The sequence below is a fragment of the Bradyrhizobium genosp. P genome (assembly GCF_049949265.1).
Lineage (GTDB): Bacteria > Pseudomonadota > Alphaproteobacteria > Rhizobiales > Xanthobacteraceae > Bradyrhizobium.
Window position 1 is genome coordinate 2,349,629 of record NZ_CP188195.1, and the last position, 19,435, is coordinate 2,369,063.

18 protein-coding genes and 2 pseudogenes are annotated in these 19,435 nt (G+C 62.7%); 10 read left to right on the forward strand and 10 right to left on the reverse strand.

The features are described 5' to 3' along the window. Positions 1 to 274 precede the first annotated feature (274 nt). From ACP2YO_RS11510 to ACP2YO_RS11520, 3 genes and pseudogenes are all read left to right on the forward strand, one after another. On the forward strand, positions 275 to 571 hold the full coding sequence (locus ACP2YO_RS11510; RefSeq protein ID WP_426440981.1) for a type II toxin-antitoxin system RelE/ParE family toxin: 297 nt from the start codon (positions 275 to 277) through the stop codon (positions 569 to 571). Between the two features lie 12 nt (positions 572 to 583). Continuing rightward, the gene (locus ACP2YO_RS11515) at positions 584 to 892 is read left to right on the forward strand and encodes a HigA family addiction module antitoxin (protein WP_426440982.1); all 309 of its coding nucleotides are present in this window, start codon (positions 584 to 586) and stop codon (positions 890 to 892) included. A gap of 365 nt (positions 893 to 1,257) precedes the next feature. Further along, a pseudogene (locus ACP2YO_RS11520) lies at positions 1,258 to 1,530 on the forward strand (recombinase family protein); the annotation flags it as partial. 46 nt (positions 1,531 to 1,576) lie between these two features. On the opposite strand, the gene ACP2YO_RS11525 reads toward ACP2YO_RS11520, so the two are convergent. The 8 genes from ACP2YO_RS11525 to ACP2YO_RS11560 form a co-directional block, all read right to left on the reverse strand. Continuing rightward, entirely contained in the window at positions 1,577 to 4,684 is a 3,108-nt protein-coding gene (locus tag ACP2YO_RS11525; protein ID WP_426440983.1) for an efflux RND transporter permease subunit, read from the reverse strand. Continuing rightward, positions 4,681 to 5,859, reverse strand: a complete 1,179-nt coding sequence (locus ACP2YO_RS11530; RefSeq protein WP_426440984.1) for an efflux RND transporter periplasmic adaptor subunit — start codon at positions 5,857 to 5,859, stop codon at positions 4,681 to 4,683. The genes ACP2YO_RS11525 and ACP2YO_RS11530 overlap by 4 nt, the downstream gene beginning before the upstream one ends. 26 nt (positions 5,860 to 5,885) lie before the next feature. Next, positions 5,886 to 6,560 carry a hypothetical protein gene (locus ACP2YO_RS11535; RefSeq protein ID WP_426440985.1) on the reverse strand — a complete coding sequence of 225 codons (675 nt, stop codon included), beginning with the start codon at positions 6,558 to 6,560 and terminating at the stop codon, positions 5,886 to 5,888. A 156-nt stretch (positions 6,561 to 6,716) separates the two neighbouring features. Beyond that, positions 6,717 to 7,118: a cupin domain-containing protein gene (locus ACP2YO_RS11540; RefSeq protein WP_426440986.1), complete on the reverse strand. Its 402-nt coding sequence runs from the start codon at positions 7,116 to 7,118 to the stop codon at positions 6,717 to 6,719. Beyond that, complete coding sequence (locus ACP2YO_RS11545) at positions 7,118 to 8,134, reverse strand: aldo/keto reductase (RefSeq protein ID WP_426440987.1); 1,017 nt, start codon at positions 8,132 to 8,134, stop codon at positions 7,118 to 7,120. Before ACP2YO_RS11545 ends, ACP2YO_RS11540 begins: the two co-directional genes overlap by 1 nt. Before the next feature lie 85 nt (positions 8,135 to 8,219). Next, the gene (locus ACP2YO_RS11550) at positions 8,220 to 8,654 is read right to left on the reverse strand and encodes a hypothetical protein (protein ID WP_426440988.1); all 435 of its coding nucleotides are present in this window, start codon (positions 8,652 to 8,654) and stop codon (positions 8,220 to 8,222) included. A gap of 335 nt (positions 8,655 to 8,989) precedes the next feature. Next, positions 8,990 to 9,235, reverse strand: a complete 246-nt coding sequence (locus ACP2YO_RS11555; RefSeq protein ID WP_426440989.1) for a hypothetical protein — start codon at positions 9,233 to 9,235, stop codon at positions 8,990 to 8,992. A 328-nt stretch (positions 9,236 to 9,563) separates the two neighbouring features. Beyond that, a complete protein-coding gene (locus ACP2YO_RS11560; RefSeq protein WP_426440990.1) occupies positions 9,564 to 10,508 on the reverse strand; it encodes an NAD(P)-dependent oxidoreductase in 945 nt (314 codons plus the stop codon). A gap of 394 nt (positions 10,509 to 10,902) precedes the next feature. Here ACP2YO_RS11560 and ACP2YO_RS11565 point away from each other — a divergent pair, with 394 nt between their 5' ends. The 3 genes and pseudogenes from ACP2YO_RS11565 to ACP2YO_RS11575 all read left to right on the forward strand — a co-directional run. Then, the gene (locus ACP2YO_RS11565) at positions 10,903 to 11,583 is read left to right on the forward strand and encodes a response regulator transcription factor (RefSeq protein ID WP_426443136.1); all 681 of its coding nucleotides are present in this window, start codon (positions 10,903 to 10,905) and stop codon (positions 11,581 to 11,583) included. 17 nt (positions 11,584 to 11,600) lie between these two features. Then, the gene (locus ACP2YO_RS11570) at positions 11,601 to 13,007 is read left to right on the forward strand and encodes an ATP-binding protein (RefSeq protein WP_426440991.1); all 1,407 of its coding nucleotides are present in this window, start codon (positions 11,601 to 11,603) and stop codon (positions 13,005 to 13,007) included. Positions 13,008 to 13,031: 24 nt separating this feature from the next. After that, positions 13,032 to 13,232: pseudogene (locus ACP2YO_RS11575) on the forward strand (formate dehydrogenase accessory sulfurtransferase FdhD); the annotation flags it as partial. A 75-nt stretch (positions 13,233 to 13,307) separates the two neighbouring features. Here ACP2YO_RS11575 and ACP2YO_RS11580 read toward each other — a convergent pair. Further along, entirely contained in the window at positions 13,308 to 14,555 is a 1,248-nt protein-coding gene (locus tag ACP2YO_RS11580; protein ID WP_426440992.1) for an oxalate decarboxylase family bicupin, read from the reverse strand. On the opposite strand from ACP2YO_RS11580, the gene ACP2YO_RS11585 reads away from it, so the two are divergent. Beyond that, the gene (locus ACP2YO_RS11585) at positions 14,506 to 14,757 is read left to right on the forward strand and encodes a hypothetical protein (protein WP_426443548.1); all 252 of its coding nucleotides are present in this window, start codon (positions 14,506 to 14,508) and stop codon (positions 14,755 to 14,757) included. The two genes, ACP2YO_RS11580 and ACP2YO_RS11585, sit on opposite strands and share 50 nt — an antisense overlap. A 32-nt stretch (positions 14,758 to 14,789) precedes the next feature. Continuing rightward, positions 14,790 to 17,093: an FdhF/YdeP family oxidoreductase gene (locus tag ACP2YO_RS11590; protein WP_426440993.1), complete on the forward strand. Its 2,304-nt coding sequence runs from the start codon at positions 14,790 to 14,792 to the stop codon at positions 17,091 to 17,093. A gap of 4 nt (positions 17,094 to 17,097) precedes the next feature. On the opposite strand, the gene ACP2YO_RS11595 is transcribed toward ACP2YO_RS11590, so the two are convergent. Next, positions 17,098 to 17,769, reverse strand: a complete 672-nt coding sequence (locus ACP2YO_RS11595) for a helix-turn-helix domain-containing protein (RefSeq protein ID WP_426440994.1) — start codon at positions 17,767 to 17,769, stop codon at positions 17,098 to 17,100. Positions 17,770 to 18,007: 238 nt separating this feature from the next. On the opposite strand from ACP2YO_RS11595, the gene rpoH reads away from it, so the two are divergent. Next, positions 18,008 to 18,910: an RNA polymerase sigma factor RpoH gene (gene rpoH / locus ACP2YO_RS11600; protein ID WP_426440995.1), complete on the forward strand. Its 903-nt coding sequence runs from the start codon at positions 18,008 to 18,010 to the stop codon at positions 18,908 to 18,910. 115 nt (positions 18,911 to 19,025) lie between these two features. Next, positions 19,026 to 19,229: a hypothetical protein gene (locus tag ACP2YO_RS11605; RefSeq protein ID WP_426440996.1), complete on the forward strand. Its 204-nt coding sequence runs from the start codon at positions 19,026 to 19,028 to the stop codon at positions 19,227 to 19,229. Positions 19,230 to 19,435 lie beyond the last annotated feature (206 nt).

The following is a 19,435-nucleotide window of genomic DNA, read 5'->3' on the forward strand; positions in this document are numbered from 1 at the left end:
AATAAACCTGACGTGGATCGGCTAGGTCTGCTGATGAGCCAGTGGGCCGGACCAACGCCAGCCCGTCAAGGCCAAGCCGCTTCGCGGTGGCGCTCCGCGCCAGCCATTGACCGGTTGTCGCCGGCCCGGCAGGGGCTCTCCATGCAGTAAGGCGGATCGGGAGCGGAAGCGCTCCTGGGCTGACAAGCGGCAGGTCGCGGGGGGATGCTGCAGGTGCAAACTTGTCCTTTGAACCATAGTGTGGTACATAGGGTCATCTATCTGGATCAGTGGAATGATCGTCGGCTTTCGGGATCGGTGGCTGCGGGCTTTCTTCGTGGATGACGTCCGCTCGCGCCATGTTCCGCCCGATCTTGAGGCGCGCCTATTCCGCAAGCTCCAGATGATCGACGATGCCACGAGCGATCAGGATCTGCGCGTGCCGCCCAGCAATCACTTCGAGAAGTTACGGGGTGATTTGGCGGGATTCCATTCGATCCGTGTCAACCAGCAATGGCGGCTAATCTTCCGCTGGAACGGTACTCACGGCGAAGCGGCAGATGTCTATCTGGACGACCACAGTTATCGATGAGGGAGACGAGCCATGTTGATGACGAAGCGCAAGCCGGCGACGGTCGCCGAAATCCTCACAGAGGAATTTATGCAGCCTATGGGATTGACACAGGGCGCCCTGGCTCAGGCAATGGGTGTGCAGCGCAGGCACGTCAATGAGCTTTGCAACAATCGCCGAAACATCACAGTGGCCACCGCCCTCATTCTCGCCCGCGTGTTCGGCAATAGCCCGGATTTCTGGCTCAATGTGCAAAGGCGCAGCGACCTTTGGGAGGTGATGCACAGCCCGAAGGAGCAGGCGCGCATCCAACGCGCCCGCCCCTTGAAGAGCGCCGCGTAGTCGAGACGAGGCAATGATGCGCAACGCCAGGCCTGATTCACACGAGGATTCTATCTGCCGGCTGGCCGGCGTGCCTTGGCGTAGAATTGCGTCATTCTTTAATCCGAGCGGCCATGCGATCTTGTCAGGATGCCCCGAAAGCCTACGCGACTCCGCAAAGAGCGTGGCAGCGCGCCGCATTTCGGCGTTCTGCCTGACGATCTCTTCATCAAGCTCGAACCACGACCGCCTCGTCGTCCGCCGCGCAGATCGGAGGCTGACAGCGTCACGGTTACCGACGACTGGCCATCGATGGTGCCAATCACCGAGGCCGAGCTTGAGGTGTTCGAGGCGTATTTCCGGGAAGAGCCTGATGAGCTATTCGGACCGTTACCCCAGCCTTCAGCGTCATCGTCGTTCACAGCTTCTCGCGCTTCTTCCGCGACCAGTTCCGGTTCGAGTTCTATGTCCGCAAGCTCGCCAAGAATGGCGTACGGCTCACCTCCATCACCCAGGGTCTTGGCGACGATCCGATGAGCGTGATGATGCGGCAGATCATGACTCTGTTTGACGAATATCAGTCCAAGGAGAATGCAAAGCACACGCTGAGGGCGATGAATGAGAACGCCCGGCGAGGCTATACGGCGAGAAGCCTGCCGCAGGGTTGCGCGGACGCGGACGCTACCATCGGCGCCACCCGCCCGCTCATTCCGCGGGCGTCGCATATGCGCCATGCGGCGCGGCCTCGTGGCGCCTGAACAGCCACATCTGCAGCCGATCCAGATAGAGATAGACCACCGGCGTGGTGTACAGCGTGAGCACTTGCGACAGCGCGAGGCCGCCGACGATGGCGTAGCCGAGCGGCTGGCGGATTTCCGATCCGACGCCGGTACCGATCATCATCGGCACCGCGCCGAGGAGCGCCGCCATCGTCGTCATCAGGATCGGACGAAAGCGCTTGATGCAGGCCTGATAGATCGCCTCTTCTGTCGTGAGTCCCTCGGTCTGCTCGGCCTGGATGGCGAAGTCGACCAGCATGATACCGTTCTTCTTGACGATCCCGATCAGCAGGATGATGCCGACGATCGCGATCACGCTGAGATCGAAATGCGCCGCCATCAGGAGCAGCAAGGCACCCACGCCGGCCGACGGCAGAGTCGAGATGATGGTGATCGGATGGATCATGCTTTCGTACAGCACGCCGAGGATCAGGTAGATCACGAACAGCGCGGCAGCGATCAGGATCGGCGTGCTCTTCAGCGACGCGCCGAACGCCTGCGCATTGCCCTGGAAGCTGGTTTGCAGCGACAGGGGCGGGTGGAGCTGTTTCTCGACGGCCTGAATGCCGCTCACCGCCTGGCCAATGGCCGCACCGGGCGCAAGGTCGAACGAGATCGTCACCGATGGGAATTGTCCCTGGTGATTCACGACGAGCGGCGAGACCTTCACGACGGTATCGACCAGCGTCGACAGCGGGACCTGCTGTCCGCTCGACGACTTGACGTAGATGCCGTTGAGGGCCTCGGGGCCATACTGGAACTTGGGATTGACCTCCAGGATGACATGGTACTGCTGCAGTGTCGTGTACATGGTCGAGACGATGCGCTGGCCGAACGCGTCATCCAGCGTATTGTCGATCGTGTAGGGCAGGATGCCGTAGGAGGATGCCACCTCGCGCTTGATCTTGATGTCGAGCAGCGGCCCCGAATTGAGCTGGTCAGTCGTAACGTCAGCGACGCTTGGCAACGTCTTGATCCTGTCCAGGAACACGTTCGCCCAGTGACCCAACTCACCGCCATCGGCGTCGGTCATTGTGTACTGGAACTGCGTCTTGTTCAGCCGTGCGCCGATGGTGATGTCCTGCGCCGGCTGCATGTAGAGCGTGATGCCCTGGATCTTTGCGAGATTGGTACGCAGCCGGGCGATGACCTTGTCGATGGGGTCACGTTGCGCCGCGGGCTTGAGCTGAATGAACACGCGCCCGTCATTCACCGTGTAGGTGCCTCCGCCGGCGCCCACCGCCGAGCCCACCGTGAGCACGGCAGGATCGCGTAGGATGGCGTCGAGCATGGCTTGCTGGCGCTGTGCCATCGCCTGGAACGAGATGTTCTGGGCGGCTTCCGATTGACCCAGGATCAACCCGGTGTCCTGCTGAGGGAAGAAGCCTTTCGGGATGATCACATAGAGATAGCCGGTGACCACGATGGTGCTGACCATCACCATCAAGGTGATGAGGCGGTGCCGAAGCACGACCTTCAATCCTGCCTCGTAAATCCCGAGCAGGGCATCGAAGCCGCGCTCCGACCAGCGATAGAGCCGGCCATGTTGCTGGCTTTCCGGCTTCAGCAGGTAGGCGCACATCATGGGCGTCAGGGTGCGGGAAATGACCAGCGAAAGCACGAGCGCAACGCTCACCGTGATGGCGAATTCCCGGAACAGCAGTCCGACGTAGCCGCCCATGAAGAACAGCGGGATGAACACCGCAATGAGGGAGAAGGTGATCGCCATCACGGTGAAGCCGATCTCACCCGATCCCTTCATCGCAGCGTCATAGGGCGAAAGGCCCTCCTCGATATGCCTTGTGATGTTCTCGATCTCGACGACGGCATCGTCGACCACGAAGCCGACGGCAATCGACAGCGCCATCAGGGAAAGATTGTCAAGGCTGTAGCCCAATTCATAGAGGATCGCGAAGGTTCCGACCAGCGACAGCGGCACGGTTACGGCCGGGATGATGGTCGCCCAGAAGCTGCGCAGGAATATGAAGATCACCATCACGACGAGTGCGATGGTCAGGAGCAAAGTGAACTGGACGTCACTGATCGAGGCGCGGATCGTTTGGGTGCGGTCTGAAATGACATTGATCTTGATGGCGGCGGGAATCGAGGCCTGCAGGGTCGGCATCAGGGCCCGGATCCGCTGCACCGTCTCGATGACATTCGCGCCGGGCTGGCGCTGGATCGCCAGGATGATCGCACGCTGGTTGTTGTACCAACCGGCGATCAGATCATTCTCTCCGGCGCTGACGGCTCGCCCGATATCGCGAATGCGGACCGGCGAGCCGTTGCGATACGCGATCACCAGGTTGGCGTACTGATCGGGATTGAACAGCTGGTCGTTGGTGTTCAGCGTATAGGTCTGGCGCGGGCTGTTGAGCGTGCCCTTGGCCAGGTCCACATTCGCCTGACCCAGGACGGTGCGCACGTCCTCGAGGTTGATGCCGCGCGCCGCCAGTGCCTCAGGATCGACCTGGACCCGGACTGATGCTTTTTGTTGACCGCCAATTCCGACCAGGCCGACGCCTTGGATCTGCGAGATCTTCTGCAACAGAATGTTCTCGGCATAGGCATCCACCGTGGTGATAGGCAGGCTGTCCGAGGTGAGGCCGAGCACGAGGATGGGCGTGTCGGCGGGGTTGACCTTGCGGATCGTCGGGGGATACGGCATCCCGGTCGGCAGATAGGCGTTGGCGGCGTTGATGGCCGACAGCGTGTCGCTGACCGCGCCGTCGATCTGACGGTTCAGATCGAATTGCAGCGTGATCTGGGTGTAGCCGAGCGCGCTCGCCGACGTCATCTGGGTAAGGCCGGGAATTTCGCCGAACTGCAGCTCGAGCGGCGACGCGACAGATGAGGCCATGGTCTGCGGATCGGCACCCGGCAATTGAGCAGTGATCGAAAGCGTCGGATAGTTGACGTTCGGCAGCGCCGCCACCGGCATCAGCGGGTATGCGACGAGACCGGCAGCCAGCAACCCCACCATCAGCAGGGCGGTCGCGATTGGTCGTTTGATGAAGGGTGCGGATATGTTCATGGGATCGGTGCCTGCATTGCGTCCTGTGCGGCGGCTTCTTCCGCAGCCTTGCCGTGGAGCACGGTGACGTGCGTTCCCGGCTGCAGCTTGTACTGTCCGTCGACCACGATCTGCTCGTTGGCTGCGAGACCGGAGTCGATGAGGGTCTGGCCGTCGCTGACCTGCGTAACCTTGACCTGGCGGATCGAGACGGTGTTGTCGGGATTCACGACATAGGCGTAGGAGCCGTTCGGCCCCTGCTGGATCACCGCAGCGGGAACTGTGAGGCCGTTATGCCGGGTGTCGAGCAGCAGCCGGGCGTTAACGAGCTCGCCGGGCCAGAGGCTTCTCGACTTGTTCTGGAAGTTCGCCTTGAGCTGGATCGAGCCGGTGGTCTGCAGGATCTCGTTGTTGACGAGACCGAGCTGACCCTGGCCCAACCGGACCGTATTGTCCTGATTGTAGGCAAGCACCGTGAGGGGCGAGTTCGTCTTCTGCTGTTGCTGCTGGACCAGCGGCAGTACGGTCTCGGGCAGGGTGAAGATCAGCGAGATGGGGTTTAGTTGCGTGACGACGCAGAGACCGTTGGCGCTCGAGGGGCTTATGATGTTGCCGACGTCGATCTGACGGATGCCGACCACGCCATCGATCGGCGACGTCAATCGGGTGAAGCTGAGCTGCACCTTCGCGGCATCGATCAGCGCCTGGTCTGCCTTGATGGCTGCGGTCAACTCTCCGACCTGGGCATTTTGTGTCTCGATCAGCTGGGGCGTGGCCCAGCCCTTGTCGCCGAGTTGGGCGTAGCGAGCCTGGTTGGCCTTTGCGTTGACGAGCTGCGCCTGGTCGCGCTCGAGGTTCGCCGTATATTGATCGATCAAGGCCTGATACGGCCTGGGATCGATCTGGGCCAGCAGATCGCCCGCATGAACTTTCTGCCCCTCGGTGAAATTGATGCTGACGATCTGCCCCTGGATTTGAGCGCGGACGACATCGGTATTGTAGGCGATGACCGTTCCGACGCCGGTCAGGTAGATCGGGACGTCATGTTGTGTCACGGTCCCGGCAACGATCGGTACCGGAGGCGGCGGAGCCGGCTTGGCTACGGCCTTTTGCAGAGGCAGGACATGCGTCGCAAACAACAGTCCGGCAACCGCGGCGGTCGACACGACCACAGATGTAATGATTGTCTTCTTCATGAACGTGGCTCCGAAGGAGAGATGGCCTAGCAGCCGCCCGGCGTGGTCAACGCTGTCGATGTCTGGGTAGAGGAACATCCGGTCGTCGCAGGCGCAGTGACCGGCAGCACGCCTTGCGTGGGGACGAGCGCGTCAGAGCTGACGCCGAGATTGCTGATCTCCGTCGAACCCAGAGGAATGCCGGTTCGCGCGCCCGCGCCGGGTGCTGTCGGCGAAGTCGACGTCGGGCTGGATGAGGCGGCAATGCTGCTCGATCCCGAGCCGCACATGCCGGACATTCCGGCAGTGTCCAGCATGCCGGACGACGCCGTCGTTCCGGAGCTCTGTGCCATCCCCGATGTCATCGACATTCCGGAGGTGGCGGACATCCCCGACGAACTGTCTGCGGACATTCCGCCGCCGTCATAGGTCGACGACGAGCCGTACATTCCGGCGGGTGACGTTCCAAGGCTTGTGCATGCGGTGCCGGCCGACGGGACAGCGATGCTGCCGGTGGTGGCTGGCGCAGGGCTGATGCCGGGCGACGGCAGTTCAGTTGCGCCGAGGCCAATTCCCTCGGGTGACACCGGCGAGCCCGTCACGCTGGTGAGCGGAGACGTCGCGGTGACCGTTGGCGTCGGAACAGCCATGCCGGTGACCTGGGCCGATGCGACCCCGCTCGTGGCGAGTGCGACACAGATGGCGATTGGCCAGCATCTCATGTGGAGTCTCCGTTCAACCGATTGCGCAATTCAAGTCTATGGCGGCCATGCCGTGTATCCTTGCGCCTTCGCACGATTGGACTGGATCAGCTGTCCGTGGCGGCGCGGCGAGCGTGGCGGTTGCGACTGTGTCCGGCATCGTTCCACCCGCCGCGATCATGGCCAATAGCTGTCGGGGAGGTTCACGACGATCGGCGTCGCCGTGCTGCGCACGACGACCCACCGGAATGGCAACATCCGGGACGGATTGATCTCCATATGCGGCAGAAAGGCGGGGACGTGAATGAAGTCGCCAGCCACGGCGCTCGCGGAGAATTCGCCCCGTTCGCCCCAGCGAATTTCACACCGCCCGAACAGCACGTATGCGATGGTGTCCTGTTCGCCGTGATGGTGGATGCCGGTGCGGGCTCCCGGCTCGACCTCGAACAAGCCGGCCCAGATCGCCGACGCTATTCCGAGCGAAGGCGCGATCGCGGCGAAGCGATGCGAGCCGGGCGTCTGCGCTGTTGTGGAATCGAGTCGATCCCGCTTCACCACATTGATTGCAGCTGGGGACATCACGCGATCTCCCGATTGGAAGGCGCCATGAATTCCGGGCCGACAGGGCTCCTGATCGTCTCCGCAAGGATGCGGTCGATATCGGTCATCGCAGCTTCGTCGATCCGCCAGCCGAATACGGCGGCGATCGGCGCAAGCTGCTCTGCGCGGCGGGCGCCCCACAGGGCGACGTTCAATGGACCGCGGTCGAGGACCCAGCGCGCGGCAAGCTGGATCACCCTTCTGCCGAACCATTCCTGCGCGAAGCGATCCAGCCGCTTGACGGCCTCGAGATATTGCTCGAAGCGGGGCGATCGAAACTTTGGATCGCTGTGGCGGAGATCGTCTCCGGCAAACTGGCTGGAGCGGGACATCCGGCCCGACAATAGGCCGCGACACAACGACCCGTAGGCGAGCAGAGCGATGTTGCTATCCCGGCAGAAGGGAAGCACGTCCTGCTCGATTGCGCGTTCGAACAGGTTGTAGGGGGGCTGCGCTGTATGCAGCGGTGCGACCCTGCGGAACTCCTCCATCTGGGCCGGGCTGAAATTGCTGACGCCGACAGCGCGGATCTTGCCGGCGCGATAGAGCGCGCCGACCGCCTCGGCGGTTTCCGCGATCGGCGTCTGCGGATCGGGCCAATGCACCTGGTAGAGGTCGATCACATCGGTGCGGAGCCGGCGCAGCGACTGCTCGACTTCTGCAACGATGCGCGCTTTGCTTGCGTTCCGGAACGGTTTGCCGTCCTTCCAGTCGAGCCCGACCTTGGTGGCGATGACGGCGCGTTCGCGCCGGCCGTCGGCGAGCGCTTGTCCGACGATTTCCTCTGACCGGCCGAATCCATAGACGGGCGCGGTGTCGATGAGATTGATGCCGCGATCCAGTGCCGCATGAATCGTCTTGATTGCCTGGCTTTCGTCGCTGCCGCCCCACATCCAGCCGCCGATCGCCCATGTCCCGAGCGCGATGCGGGAGACGCGAATGGAGGTCCCGGGAATCTCGATGAACTCCATGTTGAGAGAGGGGGCAACGTTCATGGTCTACTCCTGCTTGGTGCTGCTGCTGCCGCCGGTCCGGATTCGCCCAGGCGAATTCCGGACCGAGGCTGGGTTGGATTCTGGCTTAGCCGCAGCTGAGCGGCAGGGGTGTATCCGGGTGCAACTCGTACCAGTCGTAGCAATCCGGATCGCCATAGCTGGGCGAGTATCGATCGTAACGGTGCATGGCGTGGTGGACGTCCGTGCCGTGGGCATGATCACCAATGCCGATGCGATCACCACCAAGCGGCGTCGCGCCGCCGACATGCATGCCTGTGCCGAGGCCGCCGATATGCGCAACGCCGACGCCGCCGATGCGTGCACCGCCGCCGAATGCGCCGACATGCGCGCCTCCGGTCATGGCGCCGATGTGCGCGCCGCCGCCGAAGCCGCCCATATGACCGCCGCCACCGAAGCCGCCGCCATGACCGCCGCCGCCGCCTCCGCGTGCGTCGGCGGCGCCCATTGCGAGAGCTGAGGCAACCGCTGCGGTTGCCAGGATCATCATCATTCGTTTCATTATGACACTCCTTTCCGTGTCGAAGCGCCAGGCGATCGATGTCGATCTGTCGGTCGCAACGCCGCCTGGCTTCCTGATGAAAGATCGGGAGCGACGAACGGCCTCGCCATTAAATTCAACTTCAGGAACGGCTGAAGCCGCCCGCTTCCCGAGAAGTTGAAGACGTCATTCGCCGCTGCAATTGCGTGGCGTCTTCTCACAATCGACCACAAACGAGAGAGCGGACTGGAACATGATTCCGGCCCGCTCTTTCCGACAATAGCGCTGATCAAATGGCCGCTTCGCCTGAAGCTGCGCGAACACGCGCGGCGCGCTGAAGCGTGGGCGCTCTCCGATCAGAAGCCGCCCGTATCCGGTTCGCAGGGAACATTGTTGCCGGTCCACGGCGCGGTTGCAAACGCGCCAACGCGCGGTGCCGGAACACAGGCGCGGCCATCAACGATGATGGGAGCCTGGGCCGCAGTGGAATCGGCTTCCACGGCGTGCCGCGCGTAGCGGACGTGTGCTTCACGAGCCATAGCCGGCGTTGCCAGCATCGCGATCGCAACCAGTGCGGTGGACAGCAGTGTGAGTTTGGTCATTGGGGTTCTCCGTTGAAGACAGCGGGCCGAATCAATGTCGGTCCGTTGCAGAAGATATTCACGATGAGAGATCATCCCAATGCACGAGCTGCTCACGCCTCTTCAATGCGATGTGAGTTAGTGATCGCGACAGCGGAAGGGGATCAGGAAGCATTGTGCTCGCAACCATTGCGTCGCCGCGGAATTACCAGGCCGCGCAAGCGCCGGCAGGCCGGGCACTGATCGACGTGCGGGAGTCTCGCAGAGTTGGTGCTCGCGGCCGAGCGTTGCTGCAACGGGTCGGCAGATCGAGCACGTAGTTGTTGAAGACGCCGCGTCAGGCGGATCGTCAGTGGTCGACGGCGCCGATCCCGGCTTCCTCGGACGCCACGAGGCCGAGCGCGGTCCAGTCGAGCCCGCCATGGCCGCGCGCAATTCCGGTGATCAGCCGGTCGCGAACGACGCCGACCGATGGCATCGGAGCGCCGGCGCGTTCGGCTTCTGCGAGCGCAAGGCGGACGTCCTTGAGCGCCAGCGGCATCGTCAACCCCGGCGCGAAGCTCTCGGCGATGAGCCGTCCGCCGTAACTCCTGTGGACCCGGCTGTCGAACATCGTGCCGGTCATGATGTCGACGAATTGCTGCGGATCCTGTCCACGCTTCTTCAACACCGTGATGATCTCTCCGAGGACCTCGAGACTTGTCGCCGTCATCATGTTGCCGAGCAGCTTGATCAGGTTGGCGCGCGCAGGATCGTTTCCGACCACGAAGGTCTGCCCCAGCGCGTCGGTCAAAGGCCGGCAACGTTCGCAATATTGCGGCGGCCCGGCGAGAATGATGGCGAGCTGCCGGGCCTTGGCCGCGTCGGGGTTCCCGAACACCGGGGCGGAAACATAGCCCTGGCCGCGATGCTCGTGCTCGCGCAAGAATTCGGTCGAGGCGCTGGTGCTGATCGTGCTCATCGAGAGATGGATCGCGCCCGACGGCAAGCAATCTGCCATGCCTGACGATCCGAAGAAGACGTCGCGAACGGCCGCGTCGTCGGGGAGCATGCTGATGAGGATGTCGCTATCGAACAGACGCGGAAGATGCGTGGTCGCCTGGATGCCGAGTGCCTCGAGATCTTGCACGCGCTCCGGCCGGCGCACATAGGCGATCACGTCGCGTCCGTCGGCGACCAGGTTGGCCGCGATCGCCGTGCCCATCAGTCCGAGCCCGATCACTGCGATCGTTGCATGCTGGCCTGGACCGGAGAGCGTGTTGCGCCTGATGCCCGATTTGCTGTCGTTTTGCATGTCCCGCTCACCCTGATGGCCTCGTGGATGGGCTACACTTAGGGTGGTCTCGCAAAGCTGTCGTCTAAATTCGATTTTAGGCTGCGCAGAAGGCGCGGCAGGACCACGGTGCGGACGCCCGCGGATATCAGCCAAACTCCCTAAATTGCTATTTAATGGTCGGGTGTCGGAAAGCGGGCTATTTGTCCAGATGGGATCCCGGCCGCGCTCCTGGAGGCGGTGAACGACCCCGGAGCGGACGGCGCCGGTTCTCGCCAGATCGGGCGGGCGGCGCGGTCCGGCTCATTGCTCTATTAGTGTCCTCGGTAGGAGGAGAGCTATGCCTTTGCCAGTCAGCGAGCGTATGCTGTCCTCTCCGGGAGCGAAGTGCTTCGGAGTGTTTGAGATCGAGCGGATGGCGAAGGTTCTTCTGATAGAAGACGACGACGGAACGGCCGAGGAGATTGTCGCCGAGCTGAGCGGGCTCGGGTTCGAGGTCGAGCGGGCGTCGAACGGTGTTCACGGTCTTGCCAAGGCGCGTGCGATTGATCCCGACGTCCTGATTGTGGACCGCATGCTACCCGGGATGGATGGCCTCACCGTCATCGAAACCCTGCGCAAGGATCAGGTGGCCACCCCGGTCCTCGTGCTGAGCGCGCTTAGCGCGGTGGATGACCGGGTACGCGGTCTGCGCAGCGGCGGAGACGATTATCTGACGAAGCCGTTTGCGGTCGTCGAACTGATCGCGCGCATCGAGGCTCTGCTTCGCCGTCCGGTCGATGCCCGTGAGATTACGTTGCGGGTCGGGGCTCTCGAGCTCGATCTGATCGAGCGGACGGCTCAGCGAGGGGACCGCAGAATGGATCTGCTGCCGCGCGAATTCCGGCTGCTCGAGTACATGATGCGGCGGAGCGATCAATTGCTGACTCGGGCGATGCTGCTCGAGGAGGTCTGGAACTACAAATTCGTGCCGGCCACAACCAATCTTGTCGACGTGCATATGGGCCGCTTGCGGCACAAGGTCGACGGCCCCGGCGAGACGCAGATGATCCAAAATGTGCGCGGCTCCGGGTTCATTCTCAGAGCGCAATCATAGTCCTCTCGGTGCTCGACATGTTGGCGGGAGATAGCAATAGCGGCCCGGCGGGATCGGTGCGCCAGTTCCACTTCATGCGTTCCAACACGTTTCGCTGGACCTCGATGGTGGCGATCTTGTTTGCGGTCGTCGTGATCGTATTATTTGGCTTCATCTACTTGAAGATCGATGCTTACCTGATTGACCGGTCCGATCGTGTGATCACCATGCAGACGGACTACATGGCGGCGCTGCCGCATGATCGTCGCATTGATGCTATCGCGGACCATCTCGGACAGGACTCCAGGCATGTGCAGTTTGCCGGATTGTTCGACGCGCGCGGCAACCGGCTTGCCGGTAATCTCGAAAGCGTCCCTCCGGGGTTCAGGATCGATGGGTCGGTGCAAGGCACCAAAGTGGCGCGAACGAACCCGGAGGATGGCCGCGACCCGATGATGCGGGCCGTGGGCAGGCGCCTGGAGAACGGCGACCTCCTGGTCATCGGGCGAAACGTCGACGAGACGCGGGAGATATCGAGCGTGGTCGGGCAGGCGCTCGCGCTTGGTCTCGTGCCGGCGCTCTGCCTCTGCCTGCTCGCAGGCGCTTGGCTCAGCCTGCGCGCGCAGCGGCGCGTCGAGGAGGTCAACCAGCGGGTCCAGCGGATTGTTGCCGGTGACCTGCGCGAGCGCCTGCCGCATCACAATGTCGACGATCCCTTCTCACGACTAGCCGTGATCGTGAACGGCATGCTCGATGAAATGGAAACCATGATCAACGCGTTGGCTGGCGTCGGCAACGATATCGCCCATGACCTCCGGACCCCCCTGACACGGGCGCGGCTGGCGTTGGAGCGAGGCCGTACCCACGCAACCACGCTGGAGCAGCTCCAGGACGTCGCCGACCGGGCTGTCGCCGGCATCGACCAGTCTCTTGCTATCATCACCGCGCTCTTGCGGTTGACGGAGATCGAGAACAGCCGCCGTTCCGCGAACTTTGGCAACGTCGCCCTGCATGAGATCCTGCGCGAGGTCTGCGACGTCTACGAGCCGATCGCGGAGGACAAGCAGATCGAGCTCGGCGTCGATATCGATCGCAAGCTCTACGTATGGGGCGATCCTGACCTGCTGTTCGAGGCCGTTGCCAATCTCGTCGATAACGCCATCAAGTTCACCGCTGCCGGCGGCAAGGTGAGCCTTGTTTTGTTGCGAGGCGAGAAGGAGTCGATCGTTCGGGTGAGCGACACCGGGCCCGGGATCGGCGAGGAGGAGCGCGAGGCGGTGCTGCGGCGCTTCTATCGGTCCGACAAGATGCGCAACACACCCGGTGTCGGGCTTGGACTGAGCCTGGTCACGGCCATCGCCAAGCTGCATGGTTTCCGGCTCGTCATTCAACCAGGTCCCAGCGGCCACTTCGATATTGTGTGTTCCGACCGGCAAGACCGGTAGGAGTTCCTCACCTGCGCCGTTCTGATGGCGACGCAGGCCGACCTGGAGGAATTGGGAATCGGTTTTGCGCTGACGGAAGGTATTGTCGAACGAGCCGGCGAAATCGCCAGCATCGAGCTCGGCGAGAGCGATTCCAGAATCGAGGTTCGAATGTGGCTCGCATCCGCGGGTGATGACACCGGCTGTTTGGTTACGCAGTATCGCGCCACCCATTTGCTGTCGTCTTCGTGTGCGCGCCGAGACCGGCGGGCGAGTTGCCCGCGGCGCGTTCGGCGGCACTATCGACCATGGCGCCGTGGTTCAAAGCTTCGGCATCAGGCCGGGCGCGTTCTGCGGCCACCTGGCGATCGTGGCTTCGTCGACATTGAGATGCTGGGCCACGAGCTTCGGCGGCGTATGGGTGAGCCAGTTGGAGAGCGAGATCTCCTGGTAATGCGAGGTGCGGAACACGCCGATGAACACCAGGTCGGTATCGCCGGCATTCTCGACATAGTGGCCCAGATTGCGGCTGACATAGCCGATGTCTCCGGCATTGAAATCCATCGTCATCGCCTTCGGGCCGGTATCGAACACGGTCATGCGCGCCTTGCCCTTGATGTAATACTGCCACTCGTCCGCATTCGGGTGCCAGTGCATCTCGCGCACGCCGCCGGGTCGGACCGTGACCAATGCGGCTGCGATTGTGGTGGAGGCCTCGAAGTTCACGCTATCGGCGATCTGGATGCTTCCGGTTTCGGAAGACTTGGCCGGACGGGATGACCCAAGCGGGAAGATGAAGGGATGCGTTGCAACAGGCGCGTCATGCCGGACGGCTGCACGATCGGCCGCCAGATCGCCAGGTACAGTACCCTGGAAGATCCACAAATTGTGCAGCGGTACCTTGGCGAAGGTCTCGGCCGGAACGCCGAAATTCTTGGCCAGCACCTCCGGTGGGGTGTGAGCGAACCAGTCGGTGACGAGCAGGGTGTTGAACTCGTCGGCATGGCCGTCGTCGAAGCAAATGACGAATTCGCAGCCATCCGGCCCCAGGCCCTGCAGCGAGTGCGGCGCCCCGGCCGGAAAGTACCAGAGATCGCCTTCCTTGACGTCGGCGACGTAGGGACGCCCCTGTGCGTCGAGAACCGTCACGCGGCAGGTGCCGTAGGTCATGATCGCCCACTCGGCCGCCTGGTGCCAGTGCAGTTCGCGGATGCCGCCGGCCGTCAGCCGCATGTCGACGCCGGAAATCTCCTTCGAAATCGCAAAGTCGTCGACCGTGACCTGACGCGCCCAACCGCCGTTCTGGATTCGCTTCGGTGCGTTGTTGAAAGAGGCCCAGGTCTCCGGCATGCCGCCGACATCAGTGGCGGGCGGAGATTGCGCCGACGGAAACTGGTCGCCAAGCGCCCTGTTCTGCGGGCCCGGGTCGCTCAGATTTCCAGGACCCTTTGCATTGATCGCTCCCTCGGCCGGCTCGTCGGGATTGCCGAAGGTGTTGGCCTTGGCCGTGGACACGGTCATGGCGGCACCGATCGCCGATGCGGCAAGAAGGTCTCGTCTTGAAATCATGATCGTGCTCTCCAATGGTGTGCGAGTTGCCGACGGCGGCTTCCTGTCTCTTCAAGCTAGGAGGGCGCCGGAACGGACCAAGCCCGAAACGACCTCGGATTTTCCGGAATGCACTACGGCGTTTTGCGCGCTGCGATACAAACGCGTCACGCGATGCGATCCGGCATTTTCGAAAGAACTTTCCGAACAGGGACATAACTGATCCGACATCGGTATCCGCAAGAGGGACTCGCGATGTCAGATCGGAAAGCAATTCGCCCCTACCATCATCCTGCGGGAGGGTGGGGCGCCCTCAAGGCCCTCAGTGCGCGCCTGCTCGAGCAGGGCATCCCCGTGAAGGGAGCAATGACGCTCGGATGCATGAACCAGCCCGAAGGCTTCGACTGCCCGGGTTGCGCCTGGCCGGATCCAAAGCACACGTCGTCGTTCGAGTTCTGCGAGAACGGCGCCAAGGCGGTAGCATGGGAGGCAACTGCCAAGCGCTGCACGCCGGAGTTCTTCGCGGAGCACACCGTGACCGCATTGTCGGGCTGGACCGACTATGAGCTCGAAATGGTCGGCCGCCTGACGCATCCGATGGCTTATGATGCGGCCTCCGACCGCTACCTTCCAGTGAGTTGGAGCAGGGCGTTCTCGATCATCGGTCGCCATCTCAACGGACTGCCGGATCCGAACATGGCGGAGTTCTACACGTCCGGCAGGACCTCGAATGAAGCCGCCTTCCTCTACCAGCTGTTCGTACGGGAATACGGCACCAACAACTTTCCCGATTGCTCCAACATGTGCCACGAGGCCACCAGCGTGGGCTTGCCGCAATCCATCGGCGTCGGCAAGGGAACGGTCGTGCTGGAGGATTTCGACAAGGCAGATTGCATCTTTATCTTCGGCCAGAACCCGGGCACCAACAGCCCGCGCATGATGACCAACCTGCGCGACGCGGCACGGCGCGGCGCGCTGATCATCTCCTTCAACCCGTTTCGCGAGCGTGCGCTCGAGCGGTTTCAGGCCCCGCAGAGCCCCGTTGAAATGGCAACCTTCGGCTCGACGCAGATCAGCTCGCGGCTCTATCAGGTGCGGGTCGGCGGCGATGTCGCGGTCATCAAAGGCATCATGAAGGTACTGGTCGAGCAAGACGGCGCGGCGCGCGCAAGCGGAGAACAGGCTGTTCTGGACTGGGAGTTCATTCAGGGCCATACGGTCGGCCTGGATGCGCTCGCGGCAGACCTGAAGGCGACGCAATGGCGCGACATCGAGCAGCGCTCGGGACTGAGCCGCGAAGACATCGAGCACGCTGCGCATGTCTACATGCGGGCCGAACGCGCCATCATCGTCTATGGCATGGGGATTACCCAGCACCGGCGCGGCGTGCAGAACGTCCAGCAACTGGCCAATCTTGCCCTGCTGCGTGGCCATATCGGGCGTGAGGGCGCAGGCATTTGTCCGGTCCGCGGCCATTCCAACGTTCAGGGAGACCGCACAGTCGGCATCACCGAAACGCCAGCGCCCGATTTTCTTGATCGGCTCGAGGCGCGCTTCGGCTTCAAGTCGCCCCGTGCGCACGGCCACAACGTCGTCACGGCGCTCGAGGCGATGATCCGTGGTGAGGTGAAGGTCTTCATCGCGATGGGTGGCAACTTTGCCGCCGCCATTCCCGACTGGCAGCTGACGCAACAGGCCATCCGGAACCTCGACCTCACGGTGCACGTTTCGACCAAGCTGAACCGCAGTCACCTGATCCATGGGCGCGATGCCTTGATCCTGCCCTGCCTTGGTCGGACCGAGGTGGACGCGCAGGCGAACGGGCCGCAATCCATCACGGTGGAAGATTCGATGTCGATGGTTCATGCGTCCGCCGGACGCAATCAACCGGCATCGGAGCATCTATTGAGCGAGCCCGTGATCGTCGCCGGGATGGCGCGGGCGACCCTGGGACAGCGCTCGGTTGTTGATTGGGAAGGTTTTGTTGCGGACTATGATCGCATTCGCGACGCCATCGAAGACGTGTTCCCGATATTCCAGGCCTACAATGCGCGCATTCGCGAGCCGGGCGGTTTCCACCTTGTCTCGAGCGCGCGCGAACGCATCTGGGCAACTGCAACCGGGAAGGCCAACTTCCTTATGTTCGACGGTCTCGGCGAAGATCCGAACGACGACCATCCCGATACGCTCTGGCTGAGCACGATCCGCAGCCACGACCAGTACAACACGACGCTTTACTCGCTATCCGACCGCTATCGCGGCGTGTACGGCCAACGCGATATCGTGTTCCTGAATCAACACGAGATGGAAAAGCGCGGCCTTGACGATGGCGACAGGGTCGATCTGGTGACGGTATCGACCGATGGCATCGAGCGGCGGGTGCGCAACTTCCGCGTGGTCGGGTATTCGTTCCCGAACGGTGGCTGTGCCGCCTACTATCCCGAGACCAACCCGCTGGTGCCGCTCTACGCGCACGACCCCATCAGCTTCACACCGTCGTCTAAGGGAATTCCTGTCAGGATCGAACGCACGAGCGCGAGCGGTGAGCCATCCCCGTGATGTTTCAGTGATGGTCGGCGACTTCCGGTTCGGCGCGGATGTGCGCCGGCGCCTGATGAATCATGCGCCAGTGCCGCGGCGTGCATCCCGAGAATCGCTTGAACACGGTCGTAAAATGGGCCTGCGTCTGGAAGCCGACGGCCATTGCGATTTCCAGCAAGGTCATCGTCGGATCCTGCATCAGCGCCTCGGCGCTTCGGACGCGTTCGCGCAACAGGAACTGATGCGGCCGCAGGCCCGTTGCGGCCCGGAACTGGGATGCGAAGTGCATCCTGCTCAGTCCCGCGACGGCCGCCAGGTCGAGCAACGTAATTCTCGACGAGATGTGGCGTTCGATGTGGTCGATGACCCGCTTCAGCCGCCACTTCTGCAAGGCCTTGACGCGCCGACCGTTGTCGCCGGCCGCGCCCGATCCAGGTGTGCCTCGAACGGCGGAGCGCAGGCCGAACTGTCTGATCGCTGTCGCCAGTTGACGAGCTTCTGCACGCTCGTTGTCGTCACCATGAACGGCAAGACAGGGTGCTTCAAGGAATGACCGAATGAAGGCGCAGTCCGACTCCAGCAGGAGTGCCTCCTGCGGCTGTACCGAAAAGCCGCCGGCGGTGACGGGTGCCGCTGCGCTGCGGCCTCCGGCTGGCTCGGCGTTCGGTTGGCGCTGGCACGTCTCGCCTGACATGACGATTGCTCCCAATGTAATGTGTCGCTTCGACCGTTCACGACCCTTCTATGCCACCTGCTTTTCTCACCCCACTAAATTGCGATTTATGGATTTAGGAGCCGGCTGGACGACCACGCTGAAATCGGCGGTCGCGTTGCTTAAACGCGAATTCAGATTTCTTAATTCCAATTTAGTGGGCTCCCCATGGTGCACCGACCTACAGTCTTGCTGCCGGGCCTCGAAATGGGAGCAGCAGATGCAAGGTCAGAGCGCGTTCACAGGTGTCAGCGCCGTTGGTGCAGGAGGGCCTCAAGCAGCGGGCTTCTTCAACGGCTATTCCGCCGCCATCAGGCGCTTCGGCCTGCTGCAGCGTGGTCGGGAGCAGCAACTCGCGCGACGTTGGCAGGAGCGTCGCGATCGGAGCGCGACGGACGAGTTGATCACGAGCCATCTTCGCCTCGCCGCAAAGGTGGCGCGGCGGTACAAGGGCTACGGCCTTCCGATCGCCGACCTGATCGCGGAAGCGAACCTCGGCCTGGTGATCGCCGCGGCTCGTTTCGAGCCTGGGCACGGCTCGCGTTTCTCGAGCTACGCCCTGTGGTGGATGAAGGCCACGATCCATGACTACATCCTGCGGTCCTGGTCCCTGGTCAAGATCGGAACCACCGCTGCCCAAAAGAAGCTGTTCTTCCGGCTTCGGGGCGCGATGAGGGCGCTCGCGGCCGAGGGGTCCATGCTGACCCCGGAAGCTGCCCAGGCCGTTGCAGAGAAGCTGGATGTGACTGCGCGCGATGTGGTCGAGATGGATACGCGGCTGCACGGCGACCTGTCGCTGAATGTCCGGTTCGGCGATGAGGATCACTCGACGGAGTGGGAAGCGATGATCGCCGACGAGGGACCGGACTCGGAGACGATGGTTGCCGAGCATGACGAGGCTACACAGAGATCAAAGGCGCTTCATGCCGCTCTCGATGTGCTGACCGAGCGCGAACGGCGCGTGTTCGAGGCGAGACGGCTTACCGAGCAACCGTTGACGCTGGAGCAGCTGGGGCTCGAGTTGTCGATCTCAAGCGAGCGGGTGCGGCAGATCGAGACGAGCGCGTTTGCCAAGGTCAAGCGGGCCACGATTTCGGCCGCGAAGGGCCACGGCACTTTCTAAATCGAGTTCAAGAAGAACCCAACACACATGGAGCACGAAGATGAAACGTCTTTGGTTTGTTTGCGTCGCGGCTTGCCTTTTGCTTTCGGCCTCGGCTGCGTTTGCCCGAGGAGGCATGGGCTCGCATATGTCGATGGGCGGCGCGTTCGGTACGAGCGCGGCGACACCCGGAACGAATTCGCTCGGCACGGCGCTGCCAGGGGCCGAAGTCGGCGGTCATCCGATGAAGGGGCTGCCGCTCGGCACGAGTCCTGCCATCGATAAAGAGGATGCGCGGCTTGAAAAAATGCTTGAGGGATCCATCTGCCGCGGATGCTGAACGATCCCTCGTCCGTTCACCAAGATGACGTCGAGGGTATCCTCATGCGTGACGTGTTGGCTGCCGCAACGCTAGCTAGCTCTCGCGTGGCACATCGTGGTTGCGCTGCCGGGTGAGGGTGGTCACAGCGCCGTCCTTTCGCGGGGCGAGAGCTGCGGCAACTCGGCTGCAGGGCGCTTGCCGGCCCTGCCGGATTTCTCGCAGCG